Source organism: Alcanivorax sp. DP30, from assembly GCF_009882945.1.
GTDB lineage: Bacteria > Pseudomonadota > Gammaproteobacteria > Pseudomonadales > Alcanivoracaceae > Alcanivorax.
Genome location: NZ_WTUY01000002.1, coordinates 564351 through 590260, shown reverse-complemented (window position 1 = coordinate 590260; position 25910 = coordinate 564351). Strand labels below are relative to the sequence as shown.

The following is a 25910-nucleotide window of genomic DNA, read 5'->3' as shown; positions in this document are numbered from 1 at the left end:
CTAATCGTTTAACGAGTTTGCCCGCGCTGAAAGTCATGGCGCGGCTATTACTTTTCAGGCTAGGACTACCAATAGTTCGCGCTTTCCAACATTAAACTTTGAAATTTCAGCTCGTAGTACCCACAAAAAAGCCCGGCATAAGCCGGGCTTTTTTATGGTGAAGCGATTGCCGCGTCTTAGACGGACTGGGCAACCGGGATCTTCACAGTGTCTGCCACGTCCTGATATTCGGCCATTTGGTCGAAGTTCAGGTAGCGGTAGATCTCGGAGGACATGGAGTCAATCGTGTTCGCGTATTCCATGTACTCTTCTGCGGACGGCAGCTTGCCGAGGATGGACGCCACAGACGCCAGCTCAGCCGATGCCAGGTACACATCCGCACCCTGACCCAGACGGTTCGGGAAGTTACGGGTGGAGGTGGATACCGCAGTGGACTTCGGCGCGATGCGAGCCTGGTTACCCATGCACAGGGAGCAGCCTGGCATCTCGGTGCGCGCACCGGCGCTGCCGAAGATGTTGTAGTAGCCTTCTTCGGTCAGCTGGTGCTGATCCATCTTGGTCGGCGGTGCGATCCACAGACGGGTCGGCATGGTGCCGCTTTCCACTTTCTGCAGCAGTTTACCGGCTGCACGGAAGTGACCGATGTTGGTCATGCAGGAACCGATGAACACTTCGTCGATCTTGGCGCCAGCCACGTCGGACAGAGTCTTGGCGTCGTCCGGGTCGTTCGGGCAGCACAGTACCGGCTCTTTGATCTGGTCCATGTCGATTTCGATGACGGTGTGGTACTCGGCATCGGCGTCGGCGCGCATCAGGCTCGGGTTTGCCAGCCACTCTTCCATGCCCTGGATACGACGCTCGATGGTACGGGCATCGCCGTAACCGTTGGCAATCATCCACTTGAGCATGGTGATGTTGGACTTCAGGTACTCGGTCACGCTGTCTTCGGACAGGGTGATGGTACAGCCGGCAGCAGAACGCTCGGCGGAGGCATCAGACAGTTCGAATGCCTGCTCAACAGTCAGATCGTCCAGACCCTCGATTTCCAGTACGCGACCGGAGAACACGTTAACCTTGCCAGCTTTGGCAACAGTCAGGTGGCCGTCCTTGATCGCCTGCAGCGGAATCGCGTGTACCAGGTCACGCAGGGTGATGCCTGGCTGGCGCTTGCCTTTGAAGCGAACCAGTACGGATTCCGGCATGTCCAGCGGCATCACACCGGTGGCAGCAGCAAATGCAACCAGACCGGAACCGGCCGGGAAGGAGATGCCCATGGGGAAACGGGTGTGGGAGTCACCACCGGTACCGACGGTGTCAGGCAGCAGCATGCGGTTCAGCCAGGAGTGGATGATGCCGTCGCCAGGGCGCAGGGAAACACCGCCACGGTTCATGATGAAATCAGGCAGGGTGTGCTGGGTTTCCACGTCTACCGGCTTGGGGTAAGCGGCGGTGTGACAGAACGACTGCATGACCAGGTCAGCCTGGAAGCCCAGACAGGCCAGGTCTTTCAGTTCGTCACGGGTCATCGGACCGGTGGTGTCCTGGGAGCCAACGGTAGTCATCTTCGGCTCGCAGTACATGCCAGGGCGAACGCCTTCCATGCCACAGGCCTTGCCGACCATCTTCTGGGCCAGGGTGTAGCCCTTGTTGGAGTCACCCGGCTGCTCAGGCTTGCGGAACAGATCAGACGGTGCCAGACCCAGGGCTTCACGGGCCTTGGTGGTCAGGCCGCGACCGATGATCAGGTTGATGCGGCCGCCAGCACGGACTTCGTCCAGCAGTACCTGGGAGCGCAGTTCGAACTCGGCAATGACTTCGCCGTTTTTCTCTACCTTGCCTTCGAAGGGGAAAATGTCGATCTGGTCACCGGTTTCCATCTTGGAAACGTCGCACTCGAAGGGCAGGGCGCCGGAATCTTCCATGGTGTTGAAGAAGATGGGAGCGATCTTGCCGCCGATACATACGCCGCCAGCACGCTTGTTCGGTACGAACGGAATGTCGTCACCGAAGTGCCACAGAACGGAGTTGGTGGCAGATTTACGGGAAGAACCGGTACCCACAACGTCACCCACGTAGGCAACGGGGAGACCCTTGGCCTTCAGTTCTTCCATCTGCTTCAGCGGGCCGATTTCGCCGTCTTTCTCGGGGAAGATACCTTCGCGGGCATTCTTCAGCATGGCGTTGGCGTGTACCGGAATGTCCGGGCGGCTCCAGGCGTCCTGGGCGGGGGACAAGTCATCGGTGTTGGTCTCGCCGGTTACCTTGAACACGGTCAGAGACATTTTTTCTGCCAGGTCGGCACGCTTGGTGAACCACTCACCTTCAGCCCAGGATTCGATCACTTCCTTGGCCTTGGCGTTACCGGCCTTCATTTTATCTTCCACGTCGTGGAAGGCATCGAATACCAGCAGAGTGTGCTTCAGTTCTTCGGCAGCCACTTCCGCCAGCTCGGCATCGTCCAGGGCTTCGATCATGGGTGCTACGTTGTAGCCGCCCTGCATGGTGCCCAGCAGTTGAACAGCGCGCTTCTTGTCGATCAGAGGGGAACTGGCTTCGCCTTTCACAATCGCGCTCAGGAAGGCGGCTTTCACATAAGCGGCCTGATCCACGCCCGGTGGAACGCGGTTAACGAACAGATCCTGAATGAATTCTTCTTCGCCAGCCGGCGGGTTCTTGAGCAGTTCAATCAGGTCGGCGACCTGTTGCTCATTCAACGGCTTGGCAGGCACGCCTTCAGCGGCGCGCTCTTCTACATGTTTGCGATAGGCTTCTAGCACAGCGTTTCCCTCTTGCTCAATTTGGCTGAATTCTTTTGGAAATCAGTCTTTTAGGGTGTAACTGGGGGTTGGAATTGCGCGCGGAGTATAGCGGATTTGGTATCAACTGTTAAGCGAAACGGCTGTCCTGACCATTCACCCTGTGAATACTCATGATCACTCAGAGCGACTTTGCGTATTTTAGTAGGGGGCTCTCTGGCCTGCCGGCGGGCGTCGAAATCGCTTGTAGCTCCACAGATACTGCTCGGGCCCCTCATCAATCAGGGCGGCGATAGACCGGTTCAAGGCGAGCAGGGAGGTGTCCAGGTCGGGGTCTGCGATGTTCTCATCGGCTGGACGAAAGCGCAGCTCAAACCCCTGTGTGCCGGGTAAACGGTTTGCCCAAGCCATAAAAGGGCGGGCTCCCGTTTGCTGGATCAGTTTGCAAGCCAGGGTACCGGTGTAGGCGGGGTGGCCATAAAAGTCGGCATGACGACCACTTCGGCGGTCGGGCACCTGATCCGGAAGAATGGCGGTCATGGCGCCTTTGCGCATGGCGCGGACCAGGCCCGCTACCCCTCTGGCGGTGGTTGGATACATGGTGGAACCGAAATGTTCACGCCCGGCACGAACCAGTTCATCTACCTGCGGCAGACCGGAAGGGGCAAACATGACATGCAGGTCGTAGTGATCGGCCAGCCAGAAGTTGAGCACTTCCCAGCAGCCAAGGTGAGGGGCAAGAATCATCACCGGTTGGCCGGCATCCACTGCAGCCTGCAATGCATCACCGCCATCCACACTGTTAATGCGCTTCATGCCGCTGGTTGGGCGAGACCAGAACAGGGCGATCTCGAAGGTATTCTTGATGCTTTCCACCAGCGACTGGCGCGCCAGTCTGCGCTGCTCGTTTGCCGACAGTTGCGGATAACAAAGCGCGAGATTGATCATCGAGATGCGACGGGCTTCTGAGGGCAGTGTGGCAACCAGATGCCCGATAAGAGTGGCCAGCCAGCGATTGAGGCTAAACGGCAGGCAGCCGATAAGCCGCAGCATCAACACTGCTGCGTGCCCCTTGAATGTCTGAATGCGAGGATTGGTTTTTCTGCCCATGGCGGGAGAGTATAAGGGGACAGACGCCAGACGCCAGACGCGGGATGCAGAAAACCGAAAAGATCGGAGATGAGGTGTCGGGGAGGGCGGGCATGGCTATAATGCCCGCGTTTCTTAGCCTATGCGGTCTCTCATGCACGATATCTCCCACATTCAGCAATTTCTGCCCTGTCCGACTCCGCAAGCCTGGATTGACTGGGCCCTGCAGCACCCGGATATCCTGCTGATCGACCATGCCCATTGCGAGAAGAAGGCGGCCAGCACGGCGCTGAACCTGATGTTCCGGTATGTGGATCGCCCGGATCTGCTGGATGCCCTGAGCCAGCTGGCCCGTGAAGAGTTACTGCATTTCGAGCAGGTGATCCAGATCATGCGCGAGCGCGGCGTCACCTATGATCACCTGTCACCTGCCCGTTATGCCCAGGGGCTGAGAAAGCATGTGCGCACCGCTGAACCGGGGCGTCTGGTGGATACCCTGATTGTGGGGGCGCTGATAGAGGCCCGCAGCTGTGAACGCTTCGCCGCCCTGGCGCCCCATGTGGACGAAGAGCTGGGTCGCTACTACTGCTACCTCCTGAAAAGCGAATCCCGCCATTACGAGGACTATCTGCGGCTGGCCGAACAATACGCCGGTGAGCCGATTGATGACCGGGTAGCGTTCTTCAAGGAGGCGGAGCAGGAATTGATCGAAACGCCGGATTCCGAGTTCCGGTTTCATTCCGGCGTCCCGAAAGGCAATGGATCATTGAGAATGGATAGTTGATAACGGCGCGGATGCGCTGTTCCGGTATTTGAAAGCAAAGAGGCCGCGCCCAAAGTCTGGGCGCGGCCTATTGCGTTTGGGAAACCCTGAAACCTGCTTGCGCCAGCTATCAATTATCCATTCTCAATTATCAATTAATCTCAAAGCTCTCCAGCCGCAACCCGCGCTCACTGTCCGCCACAATCTGCCAACCCAGCTTTCCCCAATCGCCGAGTACCCAGCGTTTGCCGGAACCGTTAGCCAGGGCAACGTCATGGACATCGGGGCGGTGGGTGTGGCCGTGGATCAAGTGATGAACACCGGCGGCTTCCATGGATCTGGCCACTTCTTCCGGGGTCACATCCATGATGTTTTCCGCCTTGTTGGCGTTCTTGCCCTGGCTCTGCATGCGCATCCCCTGGGCAATCATGCGGCGCTGTTCCAGTGGCTGCGAGAGCATGCCCTGTTGCCACTGCGGGCTGCGGGACAGGGTGCGAAACTGCTGATACTCGGTGTCCAGGGTGCACAGGCTGTCGCCATGCATCAGCTGTGCGCCGGTGCCATAGAGATCCACCACGGTGCCTTCGTCCAGCAGACTGCCGCCGCAGGCCTCTGCGAAATCCTGGCCGAGCAGGAAGTCGCGGTTGCCGTGCATAAAGTACAGTTTGCTGCCACTGTCGGAGAACTGCCGGAAGGCGGCGATGGCACTCTGATTGAACGGGGTGTCGTCGTCGTCGCCAATCCAGGCTTCGAACAAGTCTCCCAGCACATAGAGGGCATCGACCTTGCCAGCGTGTTTCTCCAGCAAGGCCTTGAGGGCATCGAGATGCTCCGGGCGTTGCGGATCCAGATGCAGATCAGAAATGAACAGGGTATAGGCCATGAGGATTACTGGCCTTTCTGCTCGTCGTCTTTGCCAAGGCGATAGGCCTTGAGGATCAGAATCGGGGTTTCCGGCACATCACGGGCCATCATGCCGCTGAGGCGCTGGGTGGTGGTGCGTTCACGGGCAATGTTGTCGACCACATTCATGCCGTCGGTAACTTTGCCAAACACCGCATAACCCCAGCCGCGCTGGTTCTTGCCGCTGAAATCCAGATTGCGGTTATTCACCAGGTTAATGAAGAACTGGGCCGTGGCGGAATGCGGGTTGCCAGTGCGCGCCATGGCCAGGGTGCCGCGACTGTTGCTGAGACCGTTATCCGCTTCATTCTGGATCGGCGCCTGGGTGGCCTTGCGTTGCCCATCCTTGTCGAAACCGCCACCCTGGATCATGAAACCCTTGATCACACGATGAAACTGGGTGCCGTCGTAAAAGCCGCTGTCCACATACTTGAGGAAGTTGGCGACAGTTTTTGGGGCTTTGTCTTCGAAGAGCTCCACAGTAACGGGGCCGGCGGAGGTTTCCAGGCGAACCACGGGGTTCGCCAGCAGCAGGCCGGGGAGCAGGGCAATCAGGGCAACAACAAGGCGCATGAGGCTTACTCCCCGATCAGCTCGGCAGATTCGATCAGTACCGGCTCAAGCGGTACGTCCTGATGAAAACCGGAGTTGCCGGTGGCTACGCCGCGGATCTTCTCGACCACATCCATGCCGTCGCAGACCTCACCGAATACTGCATAGCCCCAGCCGTCCTGGCTGCGTTCCTTGTCCAGGAAGTGGTTATCGGCCACATTGATGAAAAACTGGGCAGAGGCGGAGTGGGGGTCCGGGGTGCGGGCCATGGCGATGGTGCCAACCTTGTTGGACAGGCCATTGCCAGCTTCATTCTGGATAGTGTCACGGGTGGGCTTCTGCTGCATGTCTTCGGTGAAGCCGCCGCCCTGGATCATGAAGTTGCTGATCACGCGGTGGAAGATGGTGCCGTCAAAATGGCCATCCTTGACGTATTGCACAAAGTTTTCGGTAGTAATCGGGGCTTTTTCTGCGTCCAGTTGCAGGGTGATTTTGCCGTAGGTTGTATTCAGCACCACTTTCATTGGGTTTTCTCCACAGGGTCGGGCTTGTAAGCCATGGCGGAAATTGCCGATGTGCAGGCCCGGAGTCTTTGACTGAAGGGGGCTGCACTGTACACTAGCGCACCTTTATTTTCACTGTATCCGGCGAAGGCAATGAGCGAAACCAAAGCGCCCAGCAATTTTATCAGACAGATCATCGATCGCGACCTCTCAGAGGGTAAAAATGACGGTCAGGTGGTCACCCGTTTTCCGCCGGAGCCGAATGGCTACCTGCATATTGGGCACGCCAAGTCTATCTGCCTGAATTTCGGTATCGCCGAAAGCTATCAGGGGGCTTGTCACCTGCGGTTTGATGACACCAACCCAGAGAAGGAAGAAGACGAGTACATCCAGTCCATCCAGCGTGATGTGGAGTGGCTAGGCTTCGAGTGGACCGGGGAGGTCCGTTTCGCCAGTAATTACTTTGACCGACTCTATGAGCTGGCGGTTGAACTGATCGAGAAGCAGCTGGCCTACGTTGACAGCCTGAGTCCTGAGCAGATCGCAGAGTACCGGGGCAATTTTACTACGCCAGGCAAACCCAGCCCGTATCGGGATCGCAGCGTCGAAGAGAATCTGGCGCTGTTCGAGAAGATGCGTGCTGGCGATCTGGACGAGGGTGAGGCGGTGCTGCGTGCCAGGATTGACATGCAGAGCCCCAACATCAGCCTGCGGGACCCGATTCTTTATCGTATTCGAAAGAAGGTCCATCATCAGACTGGCGACAAGTGGGTGATCTACCCCATGTACGATTTCACCCACCCCCTGTCGGATGCCATCGAAGGCATTACCCACAGCCTGTGTACCCTCGAATTTGAGGATCACCGTCCTTTCTACGACTGGGTGGTGGGAAATACTTCTGTGGCCGCGACGCCCCGTCAGTACGAGTTCGCCCGTCTCAACCTGAATTACACCGTCACCAGCAAGCGCAAGCTCAAGCAGCTGGTAGATGAGGGGCATGTCGATGGCTGGGACGACCCGCGTATGCCTACGATTTCTGGTCTGCGTCGCCGCGGTTACACGCCTGCCTCGATTCGGCACTTCTGTGAGTCTGTGGGCGTGAGCCGGGCAGATTCCGTGGTGGACATGGCCATGCTGGAAGCGGCGATCCGTGACGATCTCAATCAACATGCTCCTCGCGCCATGTGCGTGATGAACCCGCTCAAGCTGGTCATCGAGAACTGGGAGGAGGGCAAAGAAGAGTCACTGACCGCGCCGGTGCATCCGCAGAACGAGACCATGGGCACCCGTCAGGTTCCCATGACCCGGGAGGTGTACATTGACCGGGAAGATTTCCGCGAAGAGGCCAACAAGAAGTTCAAGCGTCTGGTGCTGGGTGACCGTGTGCGTTTGCGGTATGGCTATGTGGTGCGCGCCACCGATGTGGTGAAGGATGATAGTGGCGAGATCGTAGAGATTCGTTGTGTCTATGATCCCAATACCCTGGGCAAGAACCCGGAGAATGACGAAGGGCAGGGCAAATTGCGCGGTGTCATTCACTGGGTCAGCGCCAGCAAGGGCTTGCCATGCGAGGTGCGCCTCTACGATCGTCTCTTCACCGTGCCTAACCCGGGCAAGACGGAAGAGGGGCAGAGCTTCCAGGACAACATCAACCCCGAGTCGCTAAAAGTACTTGATGGTTGTTGGGTTGAGCCCGGTTTGCGTGGTGTCCTGGCAGAGACCCGTTACCAGTTCGAGCGGGAAGGGTATTTCTGTGTGGATCAGGACAGCACCGAGGGCCGGCTGGTGTTCAACCAGACGGTGGGTCTGCGCGAGTCCTGGCCGAAGGACAGTTAAAAGCAATTAATAATTAACAGTGAAAAGTTAATAGCTGCGCGATTTCGCGCGGTGACTGGCTGGAAGGAATGAGGCCGCGCCCGGATGCTGGGTGCGGCCTTTTTGTTGATGGAGAAAAATGAACAGATGCGGGATTGTCGTCATGATTTGATGCGGAGCCGCTGTGGGAGCTTGCCTGCAAGCGATTCGAGCCTGCGCGAGGTAAGGAGCGGCGGTTCAGTCCCATAAAAAAGCCGCGCCCAGTATCTGCCGGGTGCGGCTTGTTGTGGTGTCGCCTGGTTTAACCCAGCGCCTTTTCGCCGGACTGAAGGGTCTGGAAGATCAGGGTGTTGATGGTCATGGGGCCGACACCACCGGGGACTGGGGTGTAGGCAGAGACGCGATCTACCAGTGGGCCCAGTTCGATGTCGCCGCATTTTTCCGGGTGGTAGCCTGCATCCACGACTACGGCGCCATCCTTGATCCAGTCCGCCTTGATGAATTCCGGTTTGCCCACGGCGCCCACCACGATATCCGCCTGCTTGACCAGATTGGCCAGGTTCTGCGTGCGGCTGTGGCAGATGGTGACAGTAGCATTGGCTTCCAGCATCATCATGGCCATGGGCTTGCCCAGAATGGCGCTGCGGCCCACGACCACGGCGTGTTTGCCTTCCAGCTCAACCTGATAATGCTCCAGCAGGCGCATGATGCCTTTCGGCGTGGCGCAGCCGTAGGCGGATTCGCCCATGCTCATGCGGCCAAAGCCCAGGCAGGTTACCCCGTCCACATCTTTCTCGAGGCTGATGGCATCGAAGCAGGCGCGCTCATCGATCTGGGCGGGCACCGGGTGCTGTAGCAGGATGCCATGCACGTCAGGGTTATTGTTCAGCTCGTTGATCTTGGTCAGCAGCTGCTCGGTGGTGGTACTTTCCGGCATCTCGATGGCTTCGGATTCCATGCCCACGCGATGACAGGCATTGCCCTTCATCTTTACATAGGTGGCAGAGGCAGGGTCGGCGCCAACCAGGATGGTTGCCAGAATGGGGGTGCGGCCATTGGCCTTGGCTTTCAGTGCCTCAACGCGCTGGCGCATCTCTTCTTCGAACTGCTGGGCCAGGGCCTTGCCATCGAGAATCTGGGCGGTCATGGAGTCTCTCTCTGCGGTGTATAGAGTGGGTATCAGGGCGCGGGATTTTCGCACGGGCTGACCATTGGCGCAAAAGAAGAGCGCGACCCAATGGGGCGTGGAGTCACAAGTTGTTTAAAATCTGTGCGTTAGAGAATTTTTTGTTGCCGGGTGCGTTGACGCTCACCGGGGTGCCGAGTATTATGCGCGCCTCGCTTTCAAGCACTGTTGGCGTGACTGATAAACGGGGTGTAGCGCAGCCTGGTAGCGCGCCTGCTTTGGGAGCAGGATGTCGGGGGTTCGAATCCCTCCACCCCGACCATCAGTTTTAAGAGCAGAACCTGCAATGCGCCTGTAGCTCAACCGGATAGAGCAACGGCCTTCTAAGCCGTCGGTTGCAGGTTCGAGTCCTGCCAGGCGTGCCAGGCAGGGAAGTAACAAGTTTATGGTGACTGTAGCTCAGTTGGTAGAGCCCCGGATTGTGACTCCGGTGGTCGGGGGTTCAAATCCCCTCAGTCACCCCATATTCAAGTAACGAAAAAGCCTCCGGGGACACCCGGAGGCTTTTTCGTATGTGGCTACTTTAGCTGCGGGAGTTATCCCGGCGGCTTATGTAGGCATTCGCGGCGGGTTTGATTATAATCTGCGCCCTTGGAATTCAGGTCGTCATGCATTCATGTCGGCGACAAGCAGCAAAAAGTCTTTTTAAAGAGGATGTTATGCAGGTTTCTGTTGAAACGACTTCAGGTCTTGAGCGCCGTCTTACGGTGGGTGTTCCGGCGGAGAAGGTGGACTCTGCAGTAGAAAGCAAACTGCAGGAAGCCAAAAAGAATATCCGTCTGGACGGTTTCCGCCCGGGCAAAGTGCCCATGGGCGAAGTGAAGCGTCGCTTCGGTAGCGCCGTGCGTAACGAGGTGCTGGCTGACGTAATGCGTGAAGCTTTCATCGAAGCCGTTGAGCAGGAAAAGCTGCAGCCGGCCGGTATGCCGGGCTTTGAAGCGACCACCAACGAAGCAGGCAAGGACCTGGAATTCGTCGCCACTTTCGAGATTTACCCGGAAGTTGAACTGGCTGCATTCGATGGTGTTGCTGTCGAGAAGCCGGTTGCTGACGTGTCCGACGAAGACGTGGACACCATGATCGAGACCCTGCGCCAGCAGCGGGCCCAGTTCGAAGAGGTCGACCGTGCCTGTGAAGAAGGCGATCGCGTCAACATCGATTACAAGGGCCTGAAGGGCGATGAAGCCTTTGAGGGCGGGACCGCCGAAGGTCAGAACCTGGAACTGGGTTCTGGTCAGATGATCCCCGGTTTCGAAGATGGCATCGTCGGCATGAAGGCCGGTGAAGAGAAAGACATCAACGTGACCTTCCCTGAGGACTACCAGTCCGAAGAGCTGAAGGGTCAGGCTGTGGTCTTCCAGATCAAGGTCAACAAGGTAGAAGGCAAGCAGCTGCCGGCAGTAGACGCCGAGTTCATGAAAGGCTTTGGCGTTGAAGATGGCGATGAAGCCAAATTCAAGGCAGAAGTGCGCAAGAACATGGAGCGCGAGCTGAAGAATGCCGTTTCCGGCAAGGTAAAAGAGCAGGTAATGGAAGGTCTGGCGGAACTGCACCAGTTTGATCTGCCGGCCGCCCTGGTAAGCCAGGAAGTGCAGCGCATGCGTCAGCAGATGGTTCAGCAGTTTGGTGGCGGCCAGCAGTTTGACGCGTCTATCCTGCCGGATGACCTGTTCACTGAGCAGGCACAGCGTTCTGTCCGTCTGGGGCTTATCATTCGTGCCATCCTGGACCAGAACGAGCTGAAGGCCGACGCTGACAAGGTCAAAGCCCGTGTGGAAGAAATCGCGGAGCAATACGAGAAGCCGGAAGAAGTGGTGAACTGGGTGTACGGTAACCCCCAGCAGCTTCAGCAGATCGAAGGTGCGGTACTGGAAGAGCAGGTAGTCGACCTGGTGCTGTCCAGCGCCAAGGTGGAAGAAAAAACCATGTCCTACCAGGATGCAGTGAAGCCGCGGGAGCAGGCAGAAGCCTGATTCGCAGTCTCATTGCTGAAAAGGGGCCCTCGGGCCCCTTTTTTTGTGCGGCACTGACCTGGCTTCATGGGTAACCTTGCAGGCAAGGTGTGCAAAATCCAGCTGCGAGTGGGGATGTGGGGTGGCGGCATTAACGGCACCTGCTGCCAGGAAAGGTGTCATTTACGTTAAAACCGGTCATGGGGCTGCAGTTTTCTGAGCGGGTTGCGCCAGTTTTGCTGGCTAGGTACAGGTTGTTTGCGCCATTTTTGCCCTGAATTGACCTATAAATGCACAATCTGGCCAAGAATTGCGCACTTGAACCCTTCCTGTGTCCACTTTTATAGACGCCCCTGTGGTGCCGGCATAAGATGCCGGGAGACTTAATTTTCCTGAACGCCTTGTTTTGCGCCTGATTGGGCCCCATAGCAGCATCAGGAAAGGGGTTAAGCTGCGGAAAGATGCCGCGCTGAATGCACCCATATAAACAAGAGCGTCCGCGGACGATCGAAGAGAAGGAAAGCGCTACATGATCGACTTGAGCCGTATTCAATCCATGACTCCGGAAATGACCGAGCTGAGCAAGGACCCGACCAATCTTGGCCTGGTGCCGGTGGTGATTGAACAGACCGCCCGTGGAGAGCGTTCATTTGATATTTACTCCCGCCTGCTGAAAGAGCGAGTGATCTTCATGATTGGCCAGGTGGAAGATCACATGGCTAACCTGATCGTGGCACAGATGCTGTTTCTGGAATCTGAAAACCCGGACAAGGATATTCACCTCTATATCAACAGCCCGGGTGGCTCTGTCACTGCCGGCATGTCTATTTATGACACCATGCAGTTTATCAAGCCGGACGTGTCTACCATGTGTGTGGGTCAGGCAGCCAGCATGGGGGCTTTCCTGCTTGCTGCTGGTGCTGCTGGCAAGCGTTATGCGTTGCCCAATGCCCGGGTGATGATTCACCAGCCGCTGGGTGGTTTCCAGGGCCAGGCCTCAGACATCGAGATTCATGCCAAGGAAATCATCAAGATCAAGGGGCAGCTGAACAGCCTGCTGGCTCACCATACCGGTCAACCTCTTGAGCGCCTGGAGAAAGACACCGATCGGGACAACTTCATGGGTGCAGAAGAAGCCCGGGAATACGGCATCATTGACGCCGTACTGAACCAGCGTCCGGTGTAATTCTGTTACTTTCGTATAAAAAGTGTCCTAACGGAGGGGCAGGAAGGCCCGGCGGACTTGAAAAAGCCTCGGTCTCCCTGCATCTTCAAAGAGAACCCGATATTAAATACACAGGTTTAGAGGCAATTCGATGACCGATTCCACTGGCAAGAGCGATGACGGCAAGCTGCTGTACTGCTCATTTTGCGGCAAAAGCCAGCATGAGGTTCGCAAGCTGATTGCGGGGCCCTCGGTCTTTATCTGCGATGAGTGCGTGGATCTGTGTAACGACATCATCCGCGAAGAAGTGCAGGAAGACGCCACTGACACTGGCGGTGAGCGTTTGCCCAAGCCTGGCGAAATCAAGGAAACCCTTGATGAGTATGTGATCGGTCAGGAGCGCGCCAAGAAGGTGCTGGCAGTAGCGGTTTATAACCACTACAAGCGGCTACGCAGCAGTGGCAAGGGTCGTGATGAGGTGGAGCTCGGCAAGAGCAACATCCTGCTGATTGGTCCCACCGGTAGCGGCAAGACTCTTTTGGCCGAGACCCTGGCGCGCCTGTTGAACGTGCCGTTCACTATTGCTGACGCTACCACCCTGACCGAGGCCGGTTATGTGGGTGAGGATGTTGAAAACATCATCCAGAAGCTACTGCAAAAATGTGACTACGATGTGGAGAAGGCCCAGCGGGGTATCGTCTACATTGATGAAATTGACAAGATTTCCCGCAAGTCTGATAACCCTTCCATTACTCGAGATGTGAGTGGAGAGGGTGTGCAGCAGGCATTGCTGAAGCTGATTGAAGGCACGGTTGCGTCAGTGCCCCCACAGGGTGGCCGCAAGCATCCCCAGCAGGAATTCCTGCAGGTGGACACCTCCAACATGCTGTTTATCTGTGGCGGTGCCTTTGCGGGTCTGGACAAGGTCATCCGCGAGCGCTCCGAGAAAGGTGGCATCGGCTTCTCCGCAGAAGTGAAGAGCAAGGACGACAGCCGCAACCTGGGCGAGCTGCTGGTGGATGTGGAACCGGAAGATTTGGTCAAGTACGGCCTGATTCCCGAGTTCATTGGTCGTCTGCCGGTTATCGCAACGCTCGAAGAGTTGAGTGAGGATGCGCTGGTACAGATCCTTACCGAGCCTCGTAACGCGCTCACCAAGCAGTATGGCCGTCTGTTCGAAATGGAAGGCGTTGAGCTGGATTTCCGTGAAGATGCCCTGCGAGCCGTCGCCAACAAGGCAATGGAACGCAAGACTGGTGCCCGTGGGCTGCGCTCCATTCTGGAAAGTGTGTTGCTGGATACCATGTACCAGGTGCCTTCCATGGATGGGGTGGCTAAAGTCGTTATCGACAGCCCGACCATCAAAGGCGAATCCGACCCGCTGTTGATCTATGAAAACAGCGAGCAGTCTTCCAAAGTGGCGCCTGACTAAGGCGCCACCCTGGTTATTTAGAGGCAATACGTGCTGAAAGATATTCCGTTGTTACCACTGCGTGATGTGGTGGTGTACCCGCATATGGTTATCCCTCTGTTTGTCGGACGGGAAAAATCCATTGCGGCCCTCGAAGCTGCCATGGCAGCAGACAAGCAAATCATGCTGGTTGCCCAGCGCAATGCCTCCGATGATGATCCGGGCGTCGACGAGATCTATAAGGTCGGTACCGTTTCCACCATCCTCCAGTTGCTCAAGCTGCCCGATGGCACCGTGAAGGTGTTGGTCGAGGGTGGTCAGCGCGCACACCTTGTCAAGGCGGACTTCGGTGACGAAGGGGCTGTGGCAGATGTCCGCGAGTTGGAGGAAGGGCTGCCGGAAGAGCCCGAACAGGATGCATTGGCAAAGTCATTGCTGGCCCAGTTCGAAGACTACGTAAAGCTTTCCAAGAAAGTTGCCCCTGAAGTGACTGGTTCGGTGTCCTCCATCGACGAAGTCAGCCGTCTTGCCGATACCATTGCTGCTCATCTTCAGCTCAAGCTGGAAGAAAAGCAGGACGTTCTGGAGATGGTTGAAGTTCGTGAGCGTGTTGAACATCTGATTGCCTTGATGGAATCCGATATTGATGTGCTCAAGGTCGAGAAGCGCATTCGCGGACGCGTCAAGAAGCAGATGGAAAAGAGCCAGCGCGAGTATTACCTCAACGAACAGATGAAGGCGATCCAGAAAGAACTGGGTGATCTGGACGAAACCGGTAATGATCTCGATGAGCTGGAAAAGAAACTCGACAGCGTGGGCATGCCCAAGGAAGCCCGCGACAAGGCCCAGAGTGAATTCAACAAGCTCAAGATGATGTCGCCCATGTCGGCGGAAGCGACGGTGGTTCGCGGTTATCTGGACTGGATGACCTCGGTGCCATGGAAAAAGCGAAGCCGTGTGAAGCATGACCTGGTGAATGCCAAGGAAGTGCTCGACAGTGATCATTACGGACTGGAAGAGGTCAAGGACCGGATCCTGGAGTTCCTCGCGGTGCAGAGCCGGGTAGGGAAGGTGAAGGGGCCGGTGCTATGTCTGGTAGGGCCGCCGGGTGTGGGTAAAACCTCACTGGGGCAATCCATTGCGAAGGCAACCAACCGCAAATTTGTCCGCATGGCCCTGGGTGGTGTACGGGACGAGGCTGAGATTCGCGGCCATCGTCGCACCTACATTGGCTCCATGCCGGGCAAGGTGATCCAGAAATTGTCCAAAGTAGGGGTGCGTAACCCGCTGTTCCTGTTGGATGAAGTTGACAAGATGGGCATGGATAACCGTGGTGACCCGGCGTCCGCCTTGCTTGAAGTGCTTGATCCGGAACAAAACGACACCTTCAGCGATCACTATCTTGAAGTGGATTACAACCTCTCCGAGACGTTGTTTATTTGTACATCCAATTCCATGAATATTCCGGCTCCGTTGCTGGACCGCATGGAAGTGATCCGCATCCCGGGGTATACCGAGGATGAAAAGGTCAATATTGCGCTGCAATATCTGATTCCCAAGCAGATCAAGAACAACGGTCTGAAGAAAGATGAATTGGTGATCGACAAGGATGTGCTGCAGTATGTGGTACGTCATTACACCCGGGAAGCCGGCGTGCGTGGTCTTGAGCGTGAAATCAGCAAAATCTGCCGCAAGGTTGTGAAAGAGAACCTGCTGGCAGGTAGCGTTGAAACCATCAAGCTCACTGAAGATCAGGTCGAGCATTATCTGGGCGTGCGCAAGTTCAGTTTTGGCCGTGCAGAAGACAAGGATCAGATTGGGCAGGTTACCGGCCTTGCCTGGACGTCCGTTGGCGGCGAGCTGCTGACCATTGAAAGTGTTTCCACTCCCGGCAAGGGGCGGGTAATCTCTACCGGTTCCCTTGGCGATGTGATGCAGGAATCCATTCAGGCAGCCTGGACGGTAGTAAAAAGCCGGGCTGGCTCGCTGGGCATCCGCCGGCGTTCCCTGGAGCGTAATGACCTGCACATGCATGTGCCGGAAGGGGCAACGCCCAAAGATGGGCCCAGTGCCGGTATCGGCATGTGCACGGCCATGGTATCTGTTCTCACCGGAATCCCCGTACGAGCGGATGTGGCCATGACGGGGGAAATCACCCTGCGTGGTCAAGTTCTGCCCATTGGTGGCCTGAAAGAAAAGCTTCTTGCCGCTCACCGGGGCGGAATCAAGACGGTATTGATTCCGGAAGAAAATGAACGGGATTTGAAAGAAATTCCGGAAAATATCAAGGCATCCCTGGAGATCAAACCGGTAAAATGGATTGACCAGGTGCTTGATGTGGCGTTGACTCATCAGCCCAGCCCGCTCTCTCAGGCGGAGCAGGATGAGGATTTGGCGCTTTCAGAAGAGAAAAACCAGGAAGGTAATAAACGACCCAGTACACACTGATGGATCATATTTAAAGTAATTTAACGTATTGATCTGTTTGGTTTTTCAACTTTTTAAAACTTGGGTGAGATAGCATTTTTCCTTCCTTGACGCCCCCTATACCCATTGGTATAAAGTCGGCTTCGCTTAGGAGAGTGCATCCGCCTCGAACATAAAACCGGGAAAAAACAGAAAGGGGAAACTTTGTGAATAAGTCAGAGTTGATTGATGCGATTGCCGCTAGCGCGGACATTTCCAAAGCTGACGCAGGTCGTGCTTTGGACGCTACTTTGGAAGCGGTAACTGGCGCCCTGAAAAACGGCGACAGCGTTTCTCTGGTAGGTTTCGGTACTTTCGCTGTGAAAGAGCGTGCTGCTCGCGAAGGCCGTAACCCGCAGACTGGTCAGACCATCCAGATCAAAGCTGCCAAGGTACCGGGCTTCAAGGCCGGCAAGGCGCTGAAAGACGCGGTAAACTAAACTGATTGCAGGAGCGGTAGTTCAGCTGGTTAGAATACCGGCCTGTCACGCCGGGGGTCGCGGGTTCGAGTCCCGTCCGCTCCGCCAGTTTGAGAAAGCGCAGCCGTCCGCGGATGCGCTTTTTTCCGTTTGGAAGCATGTCTAACAAGACCTTCCTCAAGAATAATAGTGATTTCGTGAAAGTCCTTACGGAGTAATGTCATGCAGGAGTTCCGACGGTTTATCCGCGGCCCCGTGGGCAAGTTGTTGCTTGCCGCTATTGTTATCCCCTTTGTCGCCGTTCCGTTTCTGGACTATTTCTCGGGCAGTAGTTCTGCAGATACGGTTGCAGAAGTGGAAGGCACATCCATTACCCGTAATGCGGTAAATCAGCGTGTAGAACGTGTCCGGGACATGCTGCGTCAGCAAAGCCCGAACATGAATCCTGCCATGCTTGATTCCTTCGTGCGTCCGCAAATGGTGCTGGATGGCATGGTCAACGAACAGCTCATCATGAGCGCTGCAGAGAAAGCCGGTATGGTTTTCACTGTTGCTCAGGTGACGCCCCAGATTCAGAGTCAGCCGCTGTTTCAGGAAGATGGCAAATTTTCCAATATCCGTTTTGAGCGCGAGCTACGAGCGCGAGGCATGAGCCCGCAAGGTTACATCCAGGGCCTGCGTCAGGATCTGGTCAAGGAACAATATCGCGCCGGCTTCATGGCGACCGATTTTGCATTACCTGTAGAGCTTGATGAGCAGCGTCGTTTGGGTGAGCAGGTGCGTGATATTCGTTACGCACAGCTGGACCTGAATGCCCTGCGCAAGAGTTTCACTGTTAGCGATGAGGAGGTTCAGGCCTTCTATGCGGATAACCAGGACGAGTTCATGCGTGCGGAAGAGTTCCGCATTGCCTATGTCGAGCTGGTGACCAGTGACTATGCTGACAAGGTGTCGGTCACTGAAGACGATGTGGCTGCAGAATACGAAGTTCGCAAGGCGATTATGGAAGAGTCGGCCGGCAATACCGCCCGTCATGTTTCCCATATCCTCGTCGAAGTGAGCGGTGACCGTGATCTTGATGCTGCCAAGGCCCGCGCGATGGAAGCTGCTGCTGCCATTGAGGGCGGCATGAGCTTCGCCGATGCTGCCGCTGAATATTCCGACGATCCGGGTTCTGCCAACGATGGCGGTGATCTGGGCGTGGTATCAAAAGGCGCCCTGCCAGAAGAAATGGAAACGGCCATTGCGAGCCTTGAGGCCAATGTGGTTTCCGAGCCGGTCGTCAGTGATGCTGGCGTGCACCTGATCAAGGTCACCGATGTGGCTGAAAAGCGCGAAATGCCACCACTGGAGCAGTTGGCTGGCCAGATTCGTGCGGATCTGAAACAGGCGCGTGCTGAAGCTCTGCTGGCTGAAGATGTAGCCACTCTCGAAGAACTTCTCTACGAGCATGGTGATCTTCAGACCCCCGCCGAGCAGGTCAATAGCCAGGTACAGACCACCGACTGGGTGCCGCTGTCTTCCTTGCCCGCGCCGCTGGCAACCCCTCAGGTTCAGCAGGCCCTGAGCACAGAAGAAGTGCGTCGAGACGGCCATAACAGCGAACTCATCGAAGTGGCGCCAGGTCATTATCTGGCAGTCCGGATTGCCGATGAGAAACCTGCTGAACCCATGCCGTTTGAAGACGTGTCTTTTGCTATCCGTGAGCGTTTGAAAGGCGATATGGCAGCAGACAAGGTACAGACCCTGTTCGCTGAGGCTGAGGCAAAAATTGCTGAAGGCGCTGACCTTGAGACAGTGGCCAGTCTGTTCGACACTCAGGTGGAGGAGCAGGAAGGCTTACAGCGTGGTGGTGCCGAGCCTTCCATGGAAGTGGTGAATGGTGCATTCGGTCTGCCGCGTCCCGCTGACGGTGATGTGTCAGATCTTGCCCTGATTCGCACGGGCAATGGTTCAGTGGTTGCGTACCAGATCACCCGTGTTGAGGATGGCAACGCCGAACCATTGAACGAACAGCAGCAGGCTGCTGCGTTGCGTGAGCTTGGTAATGTTGAAGGCCAGCGTAACTTCCGGCAGGTGGTTGCCTTGTTGCGCGATGAAGGCGATGTGGAGCTGTTCCCCTCTCGTCTGAGCCCAAATGCGGATGACGCGCAGTAAAAACGCGCTTTAGCCGTATAAAAAAGCCCACCGATTTGGTGGGCTTTTTTTTGAGAATCAGCTAGAAGCTGCGCCTGGATAGACAAATCCCAACAAGCACCCCAAATCCTCTGCTTTTCTTCAGAGCAGGTTTGTGTTGCTTTCTTGGCGCTATGAGAACAAGGACAGGGCAGGGATAAGCAAGCGTGAGGAAGGCTGCCGCAGGGCGGAAATTGCCGCAGGCAATCTCCGCCGTGGGCGATGCCGGTAACAGGCGCTACCGACAGTTTTCGCTTACTGTGCTTCCAGTTCGAACGGCATGGAAACGGTGCTGGCACCGGCATCCACATAGGTCATTTCACCGGTGATACCCGACGCCATATCAGAGCACAGGAAGGCGGCGGTGTTGCCCACTTCTTCGATGGTCACATTCCGGCGCAACGGTGCCTTGGCGGCATTGTAGTCCAGCATGGAACGGAACTTCTTGATGCCGGACGCGGCCAGGGTTCGGATCGGACCCGCAGAGATGCCGTTAACGCGGATGCCTTCCGGGCCCATACTGGCAGCCAGGTAGCGCACAGAGGCTTCCAGGCTGGCCTTGGCGAGGCCCATGACGTTGTAGTTGGGTACAGACTGGCGGGCAGCGTGGTAACTGAGGGTCAGCAAGGCAGCGTTGCGGCCCTTCATCATCTCGTGACCGGCCTGGGCCAGGGCCACAAAGCTGTAGCTGGAAATATCGTGGGCAATCCTGAAACCTTCACGGGTGGCCACGTCCACAAAGTTGCCGTCCAGCTCGTTGCCAGGGGCGAAGCCTACCGCATGAATAATGCCGTCCAGGCCATCCCATTTCTGGCTCAGGTTGGCAAACACCGCCTTGATCTCGTCATCACTGGATACATCACAGGGGAAGCAGAGTTCGGCATTGCTGCCATAGCGCTCGGCGGCTTTTTCGACACGGCTTTTGAGCTTGTCGTTCTGGAAGGTAAAGGCCAGTTCGGCCCCTTCACGGTGCATGGCCTCGGCGATACCGGTGGCAATGGAGCGATCGCTGGCGATACCAACGATCAGAAAGCGTTTACCTGCAAGAAATCCCATGATTGTCCCTCGAATCGTGTGATGGTTTCCCGGTGTGTCTGGTCAGGGGCTTGTGCGGCCAAGTATAGGCAATTTCGCTGTCCATGACGTGATCCACGGCTGATTGAAATGCAACGGTGTGTTTCTTTTGTGGTTCCCCTGATCGGCCTGAGTCGTTCAGGCAAACGCAGCAGCAATGAGCTTCTGGGTATAGGCCTGGCTCGGTGCATCAAAAATGGCCTGCACATCGCCTTCCTCTACGACTTTACCGTCCTTCATGACCATGACCCTGTGACAGATCGCACGAATTACCTTGAGATCGTGACTGATGAACAGGTAGCTAAGGCCATGGCGCTGCTGCAGTGTTTTCAACAATTCCAGTATCTGGAACTGTACGCTGCGATCCAGCGCAGAGGTTGGCTCATCCAGAATCAACAAATCCGGGTTAAGAATCAGGGCCCTGGCAATGGCAATGCGCTGCCGCTGGCCACCGGAAAACTCGTGGGGGTAGCGGTTGCGGGTCTGGGGAGGCAGATCCACCTCTTTCAATAGCTCGCTAACGCGCTCATCCCTCACTGCTCTGGGCATGGACGGCTCATGAACCGCCAGGCCCTCAGCAATGATCTGGCCGACGGTCATACGCGGATTGAGGCTGCCATAGGGGTCCTGAAAGACTACCTGCATACGCCGGCGCCAGGGACGCAATTGGCCCTGGCTGAGGGTATGTAGTTCAGTGCCGTCCAGGGTCACGGATCCACGGCTACCGATCAGACGCAACAGTGCCAGCGCCAGAGTGGACTTGCCAGATCCGGATTCCCCGACGATCCCCAGGGTTTCCCCTTTGCGAAGCGACAGGCTGATATTGTCGACGGCCTTGAACAGTGGGGGAGGCTGGAACAGTCGGCTGCGCTTGCCCTTGAAGGTGACCTCGATATCGCTGGCCAGTAGCAATTCCGGACTGTCCGCTGCCAGAGCAGGCATGCGGCCGCGGGGTTCGGAATCGAGCAGGTGACGGGTGTAGTCTTCCTGTGGATGAGCAAGCACCTCATGGGTGGGGCCGGCTTCAACGCGTTTGCCCTTGTTCATGACGATGATATCGTCGGCGAACCGGCTGACAACGCCCAGATCATGGCTGATCAGGAGTATCGACAGCCCCAGTTCCTGCTGTAGCCGCTTGATCAGCGTCAGGATGGTTTCCTGTACGGTGACATCGAGGGCCGTAGTGGGTTCGTCAGCGATCAGGATTTCCGGATCATTGGCGAGGGCCATGGCAATCATCACGCGCTGTCGCTGACCACCACTGAGCTGGTGGGGATAGCGGCGCAGCATCTCTGCCGTGGCGGGCAGTTCAACTTGCTTGAGCAGTTCCAGACAACGTTCCCGGGCACGGGTTTGGCTCATGCCCTGATGGATGAACAGGGCTTCACTGATCTGCTTCTCCACAGTGTGTAGCGGGTTCAGAGCGGTGAGCGGCTCCTGAAAGATCATGCCAATGCGGCCGCCGCGCAGAGTGCGTTTTTGCTTGTGATCCAGCTTCAGCAGGTCCTGATCGCCAAGGGACATGCTGTCTGCAGACCAGTGAGCGGATTCGGGTAACAGATCCAGAAGGGAGAGTGCAGTGAGCGATTTGCCAGAGCCGGATTCCCCTACCAGGGCCAGCATACGACCGGCCTCAAGCTGCAGTTCCATGTTGTCGACGGCGGTCTGATCACCAAATTGGATGGTGAGCCCGCGAATGCTGAGCAGACTCATTGCAGGAATTTCCTTGTGTCGAAGGCGTCGCGGATGGCTTCGCCGATATATACCAGCAAGGTCAGCATGAGGGTGAGGGTGGCAAATACACTGATGCCGATCCACGGCGCATGCAAATTGGCCTTGCCCTGGCCGACAAGGCGACCAAGGGAGGGGGCATCCGGCGGCAGGCCAAAGCCGATGAAGTCCAGTGACGTGAGGGTAACCACGGCGCTGTTCAGAATAAACGGCAGGAAAGTGAGGGTCGCCACCATGGCATTGGGAAGCATATGCCGGAACATGATCACCGGTGCTTTTACCCCCATGGCGTTGGCCGAGCGGACATAATCCATGTTGCGGCAGCGCAGGAATTCGGCGCGAACCAGATCCACCAGGGTCATCCAGGAAAATAGCAGCATGATGATCAACAGGCTCCAGAAACTGGGTAGCACAAAGCTGGAGATAATTATGATCAGGAAGAGTTGAGGCATGCTCGACCAGATTTCGATAAAGCGCTGACCAAAGAGATCCAGTTTGCCACCGTAGTAGCCTTGTACTGCGCCAACAACGATGCCGGCGATACTGGACAGGATCGTTAGCATGAGGCCAAACAGAACCGAAATCCGGAACCCGTAGATCAGGCCTGCCAGGATGTCGCGCCCCTGATCATCTGTGCCCAGCCAGTTCTCCGCCGAGGGTGGGGCGGGAGCCGGTACATCCAGATCATAGTTGATAGTGTTGTAGCTGAAGCGGATCAGGGGCCAGAGCATCCAGCCTTTTTCATTAATCAGTTCAGCAACCACCGGGTCACGGTAGTTGGCTTCAGACTCGAAAAAACCGCCGAACGTGGTCTCCGGATAGCTGTTGAGTACGGGGACATAGAGGTCGCCGTCATAACTCACCAGTAAAGGCTTCTCGTTGGCAATCAGTTCGGCGCCAAGAGTGAGCACAAACAGGGTGAGAAAAATCCACAAGGACCAGTAGCCGCGACGGTTGCTGCGAAAGGCCTGCCACTGACGAGCCCACACAGGGTTGCTCTTCAGTGGGTTATTTCCGAGCAGATTGCCTGTCAGGAATCTCATCAATGATCCCTCCGCTCGAAATCAATGCGCGGATCTACCCACATATAGGTCAGATCGCTGATCAGTTTCATCACCAGGCTGAGCAGGGTGAAGATAAACAGGGTACCAAACACCACCGGATAATCACGACTGATGACGGCCTCAAAACCGAGCAGACCAAGGCCATCAAGGGAGAAGATGAACTCGATGAGCAGCACCCCGGTAAAGAACATGCTGATGAAGGCGGCGGGGAAGCCGGCGATGATGATCAACATGGCATTTCGGAACACGTGACCGTAAAGAACCTGTTTTTCTTCCAGTCCTTTGGCTCTCGCTGTCTGGACATACTGCTTGCGAATTTCGTCCATAAACGAGTTTTTGGTGAGCATGGTCAGGGCGGCGAAATTGCCCGCCACGATGGCGATGGTGGGCAGGGTGATATGCCAGAGGTAATCCCCGATCTTGCCTAGCAGACTAAGCTCTTCAAAGTTGTCGGAGGTGAGCCCGCGCAAGGGAAACCATTCGAACCAGGAGCCGCCAGCAAATACTACGATCAGAAGCAGGCCCAGCAGAAAGCTGGGAATGGCGAAGCCGATGATGATGGCGGTGCTGCTCCAGACATCAAAGCGGCTGCCATCGTTGACCGCCTTGCGGATACCGAGGGGAATGGAAACCATATAGGCAATCAGCGTGCTCCACAGGCCCAGGGAAACAGAAACCGGCAGACGCTCTACGATCAGCTCGGTCACTGATCGGTCGCGGTAATAGGATTCACCAAAATTACCCGTGAAGTAATTCTTTAGCATCAGCCAGAAGCGTTCATGGGCAGGCTTGTCGAAGCCATACATCTTCTCGATACGCTCCACCAGCTCCGGGGGCAGGCCTTTGGCATTCTGGTAATTTCCCCCGGTCATGGTGTCTGCGCTACTGCCAGCAAAACTGCTGCCTGCGCCACCGGTACCGATGCCCTGAAGTTCTGCCAGGGTCTTCTCCACCGGGCCGCCAGGTGCCGCCTGAATGACAAGAAAGTTGAGCAGCAGGATGCCGAACAGGGTGGGAAGCACCAATAACAGGCGTTTGCCTATGTAGAGTTTCATTTCGCGGTGCTATCCCACCATGTATCAAGGGAGGTGCCCGGGCCGACATATTTGCCGAAATCAGGGTGTCTGAGGCGCGACTGGTAAGCGATCCGGTAGGTATCGGTATACCAGTTGAGAACGCTGTAGTGGTTCCATTGCAGCACCCTGTCAAGCGCGCGACAGGCGGTCAGCAGAGCCTCCCGGTTGGGGGCGGCAATGATCTTGTCCACCAGTGCATCCACCGCCGGGTTCTTGATGCCGATACGGTTGCGGCTGTTTGGGCTGTCGGCGGCTTCCGAGCTCCAGTATTCTTTCTGTTCATTACCGGGGGAACTGGATTGCCCCATGCTGGCCACGATCATATCAAACTCGAAGTTGCGTACACGCTCCACATACTGAGCGGAATCGATGGTCACCACGTTGGCATTGATGCCCAGGGCTTTCAGATTGCGGGTAAAGGGGAGAACCACACGTTCGAACGCCGGAGAGATCAGCATGATCTCGAATTTGACGGGCTTGCCCCCTTCAGTGAACAGATTGCCATCCCGGAACTGGTAGCCAGCCTGCTTGAGCATACGCTGGGCTTCTCGAAGGTTTTCACGAGGGCGTCCGGAACCGTCACTTTTCGGTGGCTGGTATTCACGGGTAAAGACTTCTTCCGGGAGCTGATCGCGATAGGGCTCCAGCAGGGCCAGTTCGGCCTTGGATGGCAGGCCTGTGGCTGCCATATCGGAATTTTCGAAATAGCTGCGAGTGCGTTTGTACTGCCCGTAGAAGAGGTTGGCGTTGGACCACTCGAAATCGAAGGCGTAGCCAATCGCCTCGCGCAGTGCCTTGTCCTGAAACAGTGGCTTGCGGATATTGTAAATGAACCCCTGAGCTCCGGCGGGGTTATGGTGGGAAACAACCTCTGTCTTGATCTCGCCTTTATCAAAAGCGGGCCCCTTGTAGGCGGTGGCCCATTCTTTGGAATTGGATTCACTGCGCCAGTCATAATTGCCTCCCTTGAAGGCGATCATCGCCGCCTTTTCATCAAGGAAGTAATCGTAGGTGATGGTGCCGAAATTGTTTCTCCCCTTCATGACAGGGAGGTCCCTAGCCCAATAATCCTCCCGGCGCTGGTAGACAATTTTCTTGCCGGGTTCCGCTTTGATAATCCGATAGGGGCCGGAACCAACCGGCATGGTCATGCCGGCTTTGACGAAATCCTTGTTGTCCCAGACATGTTTGGGCAGTACCGGCAGCTGGCCAATTATCAGCGGCAGCTCTTTGTTCACTGTGTTGCTGGCGAAATGAAAGGTGACGGTGAGAGGATCATTGACCTCAACCTTTTCCACTTCTCCATAGTAAAAGCTGTAGAAGGGATGGCCTTGGTTGATCAGGGTGTTGAACGTCCAGGCCACATCATCGGCGCGCACAGGCTGGCCATCAGAGAATTTGGCCTCTTCGTGAAGATGGTAACGCACCCAGCTGCGGTCATCCGGCCATTCTATGGTTTTTGCCAGTAACCCATATTGGGTGAAGGGCTCGTCTTCTCCGCGAACGGTAAGCGAGTCATACAGATGAGAGTTGTCCGTGGCTCCCATGCCTGCTGCCGGTCGCCCTTTGGGAACGAAGGGGTTCAGGCTGTCGAAGCTGCCAACTACCTGCAATTTCAGGTGGCCGCCCTTGGGCGCATCCGGGTTGGTATAGCTGAAGTGGTCAAAGTCAGCGGGGTAGAGGGGCTCGCCATGCATGGCAATGGCGTGACTTTTGTTGATACCGGCATCTGCCAGGCCCGTACAAAGGCACAGACCAATGATCAGCCCACGCAGCATTCTTGTGTGAATGGTGCCGTGATTGGCCATAT

Annotated in this window: 19 protein-coding genes and 4 tRNA genes; 12 read left to right on the top strand and 11 right to left on the bottom strand. The window is 56.4% G+C overall.

Annotation, left to right across the window (positions count from 1 at the left end):
* Positions 1-176: 176 nt before the first annotated feature.
* Together acnB and GQF00_RS03305 are read right to left on the bottom strand one after the other, a co-directional pair.
* Positions 177-2777, bottom strand: a complete 2601-nt coding sequence (gene acnB / locus GQF00_RS03310) for a bifunctional aconitate hydratase 2/2-methylisocitrate dehydratase (protein WP_161317712.1) — start codon at positions 2775-2777, stop codon at positions 177-179.
* Between the two features lie 180 nt (positions 2778-2957).
* Complete coding sequence (locus GQF00_RS03305; protein ID WP_161317711.1) at positions 2958-3866, bottom strand: lysophospholipid acyltransferase family protein; 909 nt, start codon at positions 3864-3866, stop codon at positions 2958-2960.
* A gap of 133 nt (positions 3867-3999) precedes the next feature.
* Between GQF00_RS03305 and GQF00_RS03300 the strand changes: the two genes are divergently transcribed.
* Positions 4000-4629, top strand: a complete 630-nt coding sequence (locus GQF00_RS03300; protein WP_161317710.1) for a tRNA-(ms[2]io[6]A)-hydroxylase — start codon at positions 4000-4002, stop codon at positions 4627-4629.
* Between the two features lie 130 nt (positions 4630-4759).
* Here the strand turns inward: GQF00_RS03300 and GQF00_RS03295 are convergent, their stop codons facing one another.
* The 3 genes from GQF00_RS03295 to GQF00_RS03285 are packed head-to-tail and all read right to left on the bottom strand — an operon-like array spanning position 4760 to position 6587.
* On the bottom strand, positions 4760-5491 hold the full coding sequence (locus tag GQF00_RS03295) for a UDP-2,3-diacylglucosamine diphosphatase (protein WP_161317709.1): 732 nt from the start codon (positions 5489-5491) through the stop codon (positions 4760-4762).
* Between the two features lie 5 nt (positions 5492-5496).
* Positions 5497-6084 carry a peptidylprolyl isomerase gene (locus tag GQF00_RS03290; protein ID WP_161317708.1) on the bottom strand — a complete coding sequence of 196 codons (588 nt, stop codon included), beginning with the start codon at positions 6082-6084 and terminating at the stop codon, positions 5497-5499.
* A gap of 5 nt (positions 6085-6089) precedes the next feature.
* Entirely contained in the window at positions 6090-6587 is a 498-nt protein-coding gene (locus GQF00_RS03285; protein WP_161317707.1) for a peptidylprolyl isomerase, read from the bottom strand.
* Between the two features lie 132 nt (positions 6588-6719).
* Between GQF00_RS03285 and GQF00_RS03280 the strand changes: the two genes are divergently transcribed.
* Positions 6720-8402, top strand: coding sequence for a glutamine--tRNA ligase/YqeY domain fusion protein (locus tag GQF00_RS03280; protein WP_161317706.1), 1683 nt, complete (start codon positions 6720-6722; stop codon positions 8400-8402).
* 280 nt (positions 8403-8682) lie between these two features.
* On the opposite strand, the gene folD is transcribed toward GQF00_RS03280, so the two are convergent.
* On the bottom strand, positions 8683-9528 hold the full coding sequence (gene folD / locus GQF00_RS03275) for a bifunctional methylenetetrahydrofolate dehydrogenase/methenyltetrahydrofolate cyclohydrolase FolD (RefSeq protein ID WP_161317705.1): 846 nt from the start codon (positions 9526-9528) through the stop codon (positions 8683-8685).
* Positions 9529-9752: 224 nt separating this feature from the next.
* Between folD and GQF00_RS03270 the strand changes: the two genes are divergently transcribed.
* The 10 genes from GQF00_RS03270 to GQF00_RS03225 all read left to right on the top strand — a co-directional run bounded on the left by GQF00_RS03270 (position 9753) and on the right by GQF00_RS03225 (position 19137).
* Positions 9753-9829, top strand: a tRNA-Pro gene (locus tag GQF00_RS03270).
* Between the two features lie 26 nt (positions 9830-9855).
* A tRNA-Arg gene (locus GQF00_RS03265) sits at positions 9856-9932 on the top strand.
* A gap of 23 nt (positions 9933-9955) precedes the next feature.
* A tRNA-His gene (locus GQF00_RS03260) sits at positions 9956-10031 on the top strand.
* 195 nt (positions 10032-10226) lie between these two features.
* On the top strand, positions 10227-11540 hold the full coding sequence (gene tig, locus GQF00_RS03255) for a trigger factor (protein ID WP_161317704.1): 1314 nt from the start codon (positions 10227-10229) through the stop codon (positions 11538-11540).
* 508 nt (positions 11541-12048) lie between these two features.
* Positions 12049-12705 carry an ATP-dependent Clp endopeptidase proteolytic subunit ClpP gene (gene clpP, locus GQF00_RS03250; protein ID WP_304503104.1) on the top strand — a complete coding sequence of 219 codons (657 nt, stop codon included), beginning with the start codon at positions 12049-12051 and terminating at the stop codon, positions 12703-12705.
* A 130-nt stretch (positions 12706-12835) separates the two neighbouring features.
* Positions 12836-14116, top strand: a complete 1281-nt coding sequence (gene clpX, locus GQF00_RS03245) for an ATP-dependent Clp protease ATP-binding subunit ClpX (protein ID WP_161317703.1) — start codon at positions 12836-12838, stop codon at positions 14114-14116.
* Between the two features lie 30 nt (positions 14117-14146).
* The gene (gene lon / locus GQF00_RS03240) at positions 14147-16543 is read left to right on the top strand and encodes an endopeptidase La (protein ID WP_161317702.1); all 2397 of its coding nucleotides are present in this window, start codon (positions 14147-14149) and stop codon (positions 16541-16543) included.
* A 185-nt stretch (positions 16544-16728) separates the two neighbouring features.
* Positions 16729-17001 (top strand): HU family DNA-binding protein, encoded by a 273-nt coding sequence (locus GQF00_RS03235; protein WP_022986573.1) that lies wholly within the window; start codon positions 16729-16731, stop codon positions 16999-17001.
* A 10-nt stretch (positions 17002-17011) separates the two neighbouring features.
* Positions 17012-17088 (top strand) — tRNA-Asp (locus GQF00_RS03230).
* Between the two features lie 114 nt (positions 17089-17202).
* Positions 17203-19137: a SurA N-terminal domain-containing protein gene (locus GQF00_RS03225; protein ID WP_161317701.1), complete on the top strand. Its 1935-nt coding sequence runs from the start codon at positions 17203-17205 to the stop codon at positions 19135-19137.
* 273 nt (positions 19138-19410) lie between these two features.
* Here the strand turns inward: GQF00_RS03225 and GQF00_RS03220 are convergent, their stop codons facing one another.
* The 5 genes from GQF00_RS03220 to GQF00_RS03200 all read right to left on the bottom strand — a co-directional run bounded on the left by GQF00_RS03220 (position 19411) and on the right by GQF00_RS03200 (position 25908).
* A complete protein-coding gene (locus GQF00_RS03220) occupies positions 19411-20211 on the bottom strand; it encodes an enoyl-ACP reductase (RefSeq protein WP_161317700.1) in 801 nt (266 codons plus the stop codon).
* A gap of 156 nt (positions 20212-20367) precedes the next feature.
* The gene (locus GQF00_RS03215; protein ID WP_161317699.1) at positions 20368-21942 is read right to left on the bottom strand and encodes an ABC transporter ATP-binding protein; all 1575 of its coding nucleotides are present in this window, start codon (positions 21940-21942) and stop codon (positions 20368-20370) included.
* The gene (locus tag GQF00_RS03210) at positions 21939-23003 is read right to left on the bottom strand and encodes an ABC transporter permease (protein WP_202560325.1); all 1065 of its coding nucleotides are present in this window, start codon (positions 23001-23003) and stop codon (positions 21939-21941) included. Before GQF00_RS03210 ends, GQF00_RS03215 begins: the two co-directional genes overlap by 4 nt.
* Positions 23003-24079, bottom strand: coding sequence for a microcin C ABC transporter permease YejB (locus tag GQF00_RS03205; protein WP_161317698.1), 1077 nt, complete (start codon positions 24077-24079; stop codon positions 23003-23005). The genes GQF00_RS03210 and GQF00_RS03205 overlap by 1 nt, the downstream gene beginning before the upstream one ends.
* Positions 24076-25908, bottom strand: coding sequence for an extracellular solute-binding protein (locus GQF00_RS03200; protein WP_161317697.1), 1833 nt, complete (start codon positions 25906-25908; stop codon positions 24076-24078). The genes GQF00_RS03205 and GQF00_RS03200 overlap by 4 nt, the downstream gene beginning before the upstream one ends.
* Positions 25909-25910 lie beyond the last annotated feature (2 nt).

Coding starts and splice junctions, on each gene's coding strand:
- GQF00_RS03305 (WP_161317711.1), bottom strand. CDS start 3,866: ATGGGCAGAAAAACCAATCCTCGCATTCAGACATTCAAGGGGCACGCA.
- GQF00_RS03300 (WP_161317710.1), top strand. CDS start 4,000: ATGCACGATATCTCCCACATTCAGCAATTTCTGCCCTGTCCGACTCCG.
- GQF00_RS03295 (WP_161317709.1), bottom strand. CDS start 5,491: ATGGCCTATACCCTGTTCATTTCTGATCTGCATCTGGATCCGCAACGC.
- GQF00_RS03290 (WP_161317708.1), bottom strand. CDS start 6,084: ATGCGCCTTGTTGTTGCCCTGATTGCCCTGCTCCCCGGCCTGCTGCTG.
- GQF00_RS03285 (WP_161317707.1), bottom strand. CDS start 6,587: ATGAAAGTGGTGCTGAATACAACCTACGGCAAAATCACCCTGCAACTG.
- GQF00_RS03280 (WP_161317706.1), top strand. CDS start 6,720: ATGAGCGAAACCAAAGCGCCCAGCAATTTTATCAGACAGATCATCGAT.
- folD (WP_161317705.1), bottom strand. CDS start 9,528: ATGACCGCCCAGATTCTCGATGGCAAGGCCCTGGCCCAGCAGTTCGAA.
- tig (WP_161317704.1), top strand. CDS start 10,227: ATGCAGGTTTCTGTTGAAACGACTTCAGGTCTTGAGCGCCGTCTTACG.
- clpP (WP_304503104.1), top strand. CDS start 12,049: ATGATCGACTTGAGCCGTATTCAATCCATGACTCCGGAAATGACCGAG.
- clpX (WP_161317703.1), top strand. CDS start 12,836: ATGACCGATTCCACTGGCAAGAGCGATGACGGCAAGCTGCTGTACTGC.
- GQF00_RS03225 (WP_161317701.1), top strand. CDS start 17,203: ATGCAGGAGTTCCGACGGTTTATCCGCGGCCCCGTGGGCAAGTTGTTG.
- GQF00_RS03220 (WP_161317700.1), bottom strand. CDS start 20,211: ATGGGATTTCTTGCAGGTAAACGCTTTCTGATCGTTGGTATCGCCAGC.
- GQF00_RS03215 (WP_161317699.1), bottom strand. CDS start 21,942: ATGAGTCTGCTCAGCATTCGCGGGCTCACCATCCAATTTGGTGATCAG.
- GQF00_RS03210 (WP_202560325.1), bottom strand. CDS start 23,003: ATGAGATTCCTGACAGGCAATCTGCTCGGAAATAACCCACTGAAGAGC.
- GQF00_RS03205 (WP_161317698.1), bottom strand. CDS start 24,079: ATGAAACTCTACATAGGCAAACGCCTGTTATTGGTGCTTCCCACCCTG.
- GQF00_RS03200 (WP_161317697.1), bottom strand. CDS start 25,908: ATGGCCAATCACGGCACCATTCACACAAGAATGCTGCGTGGGCTGATC.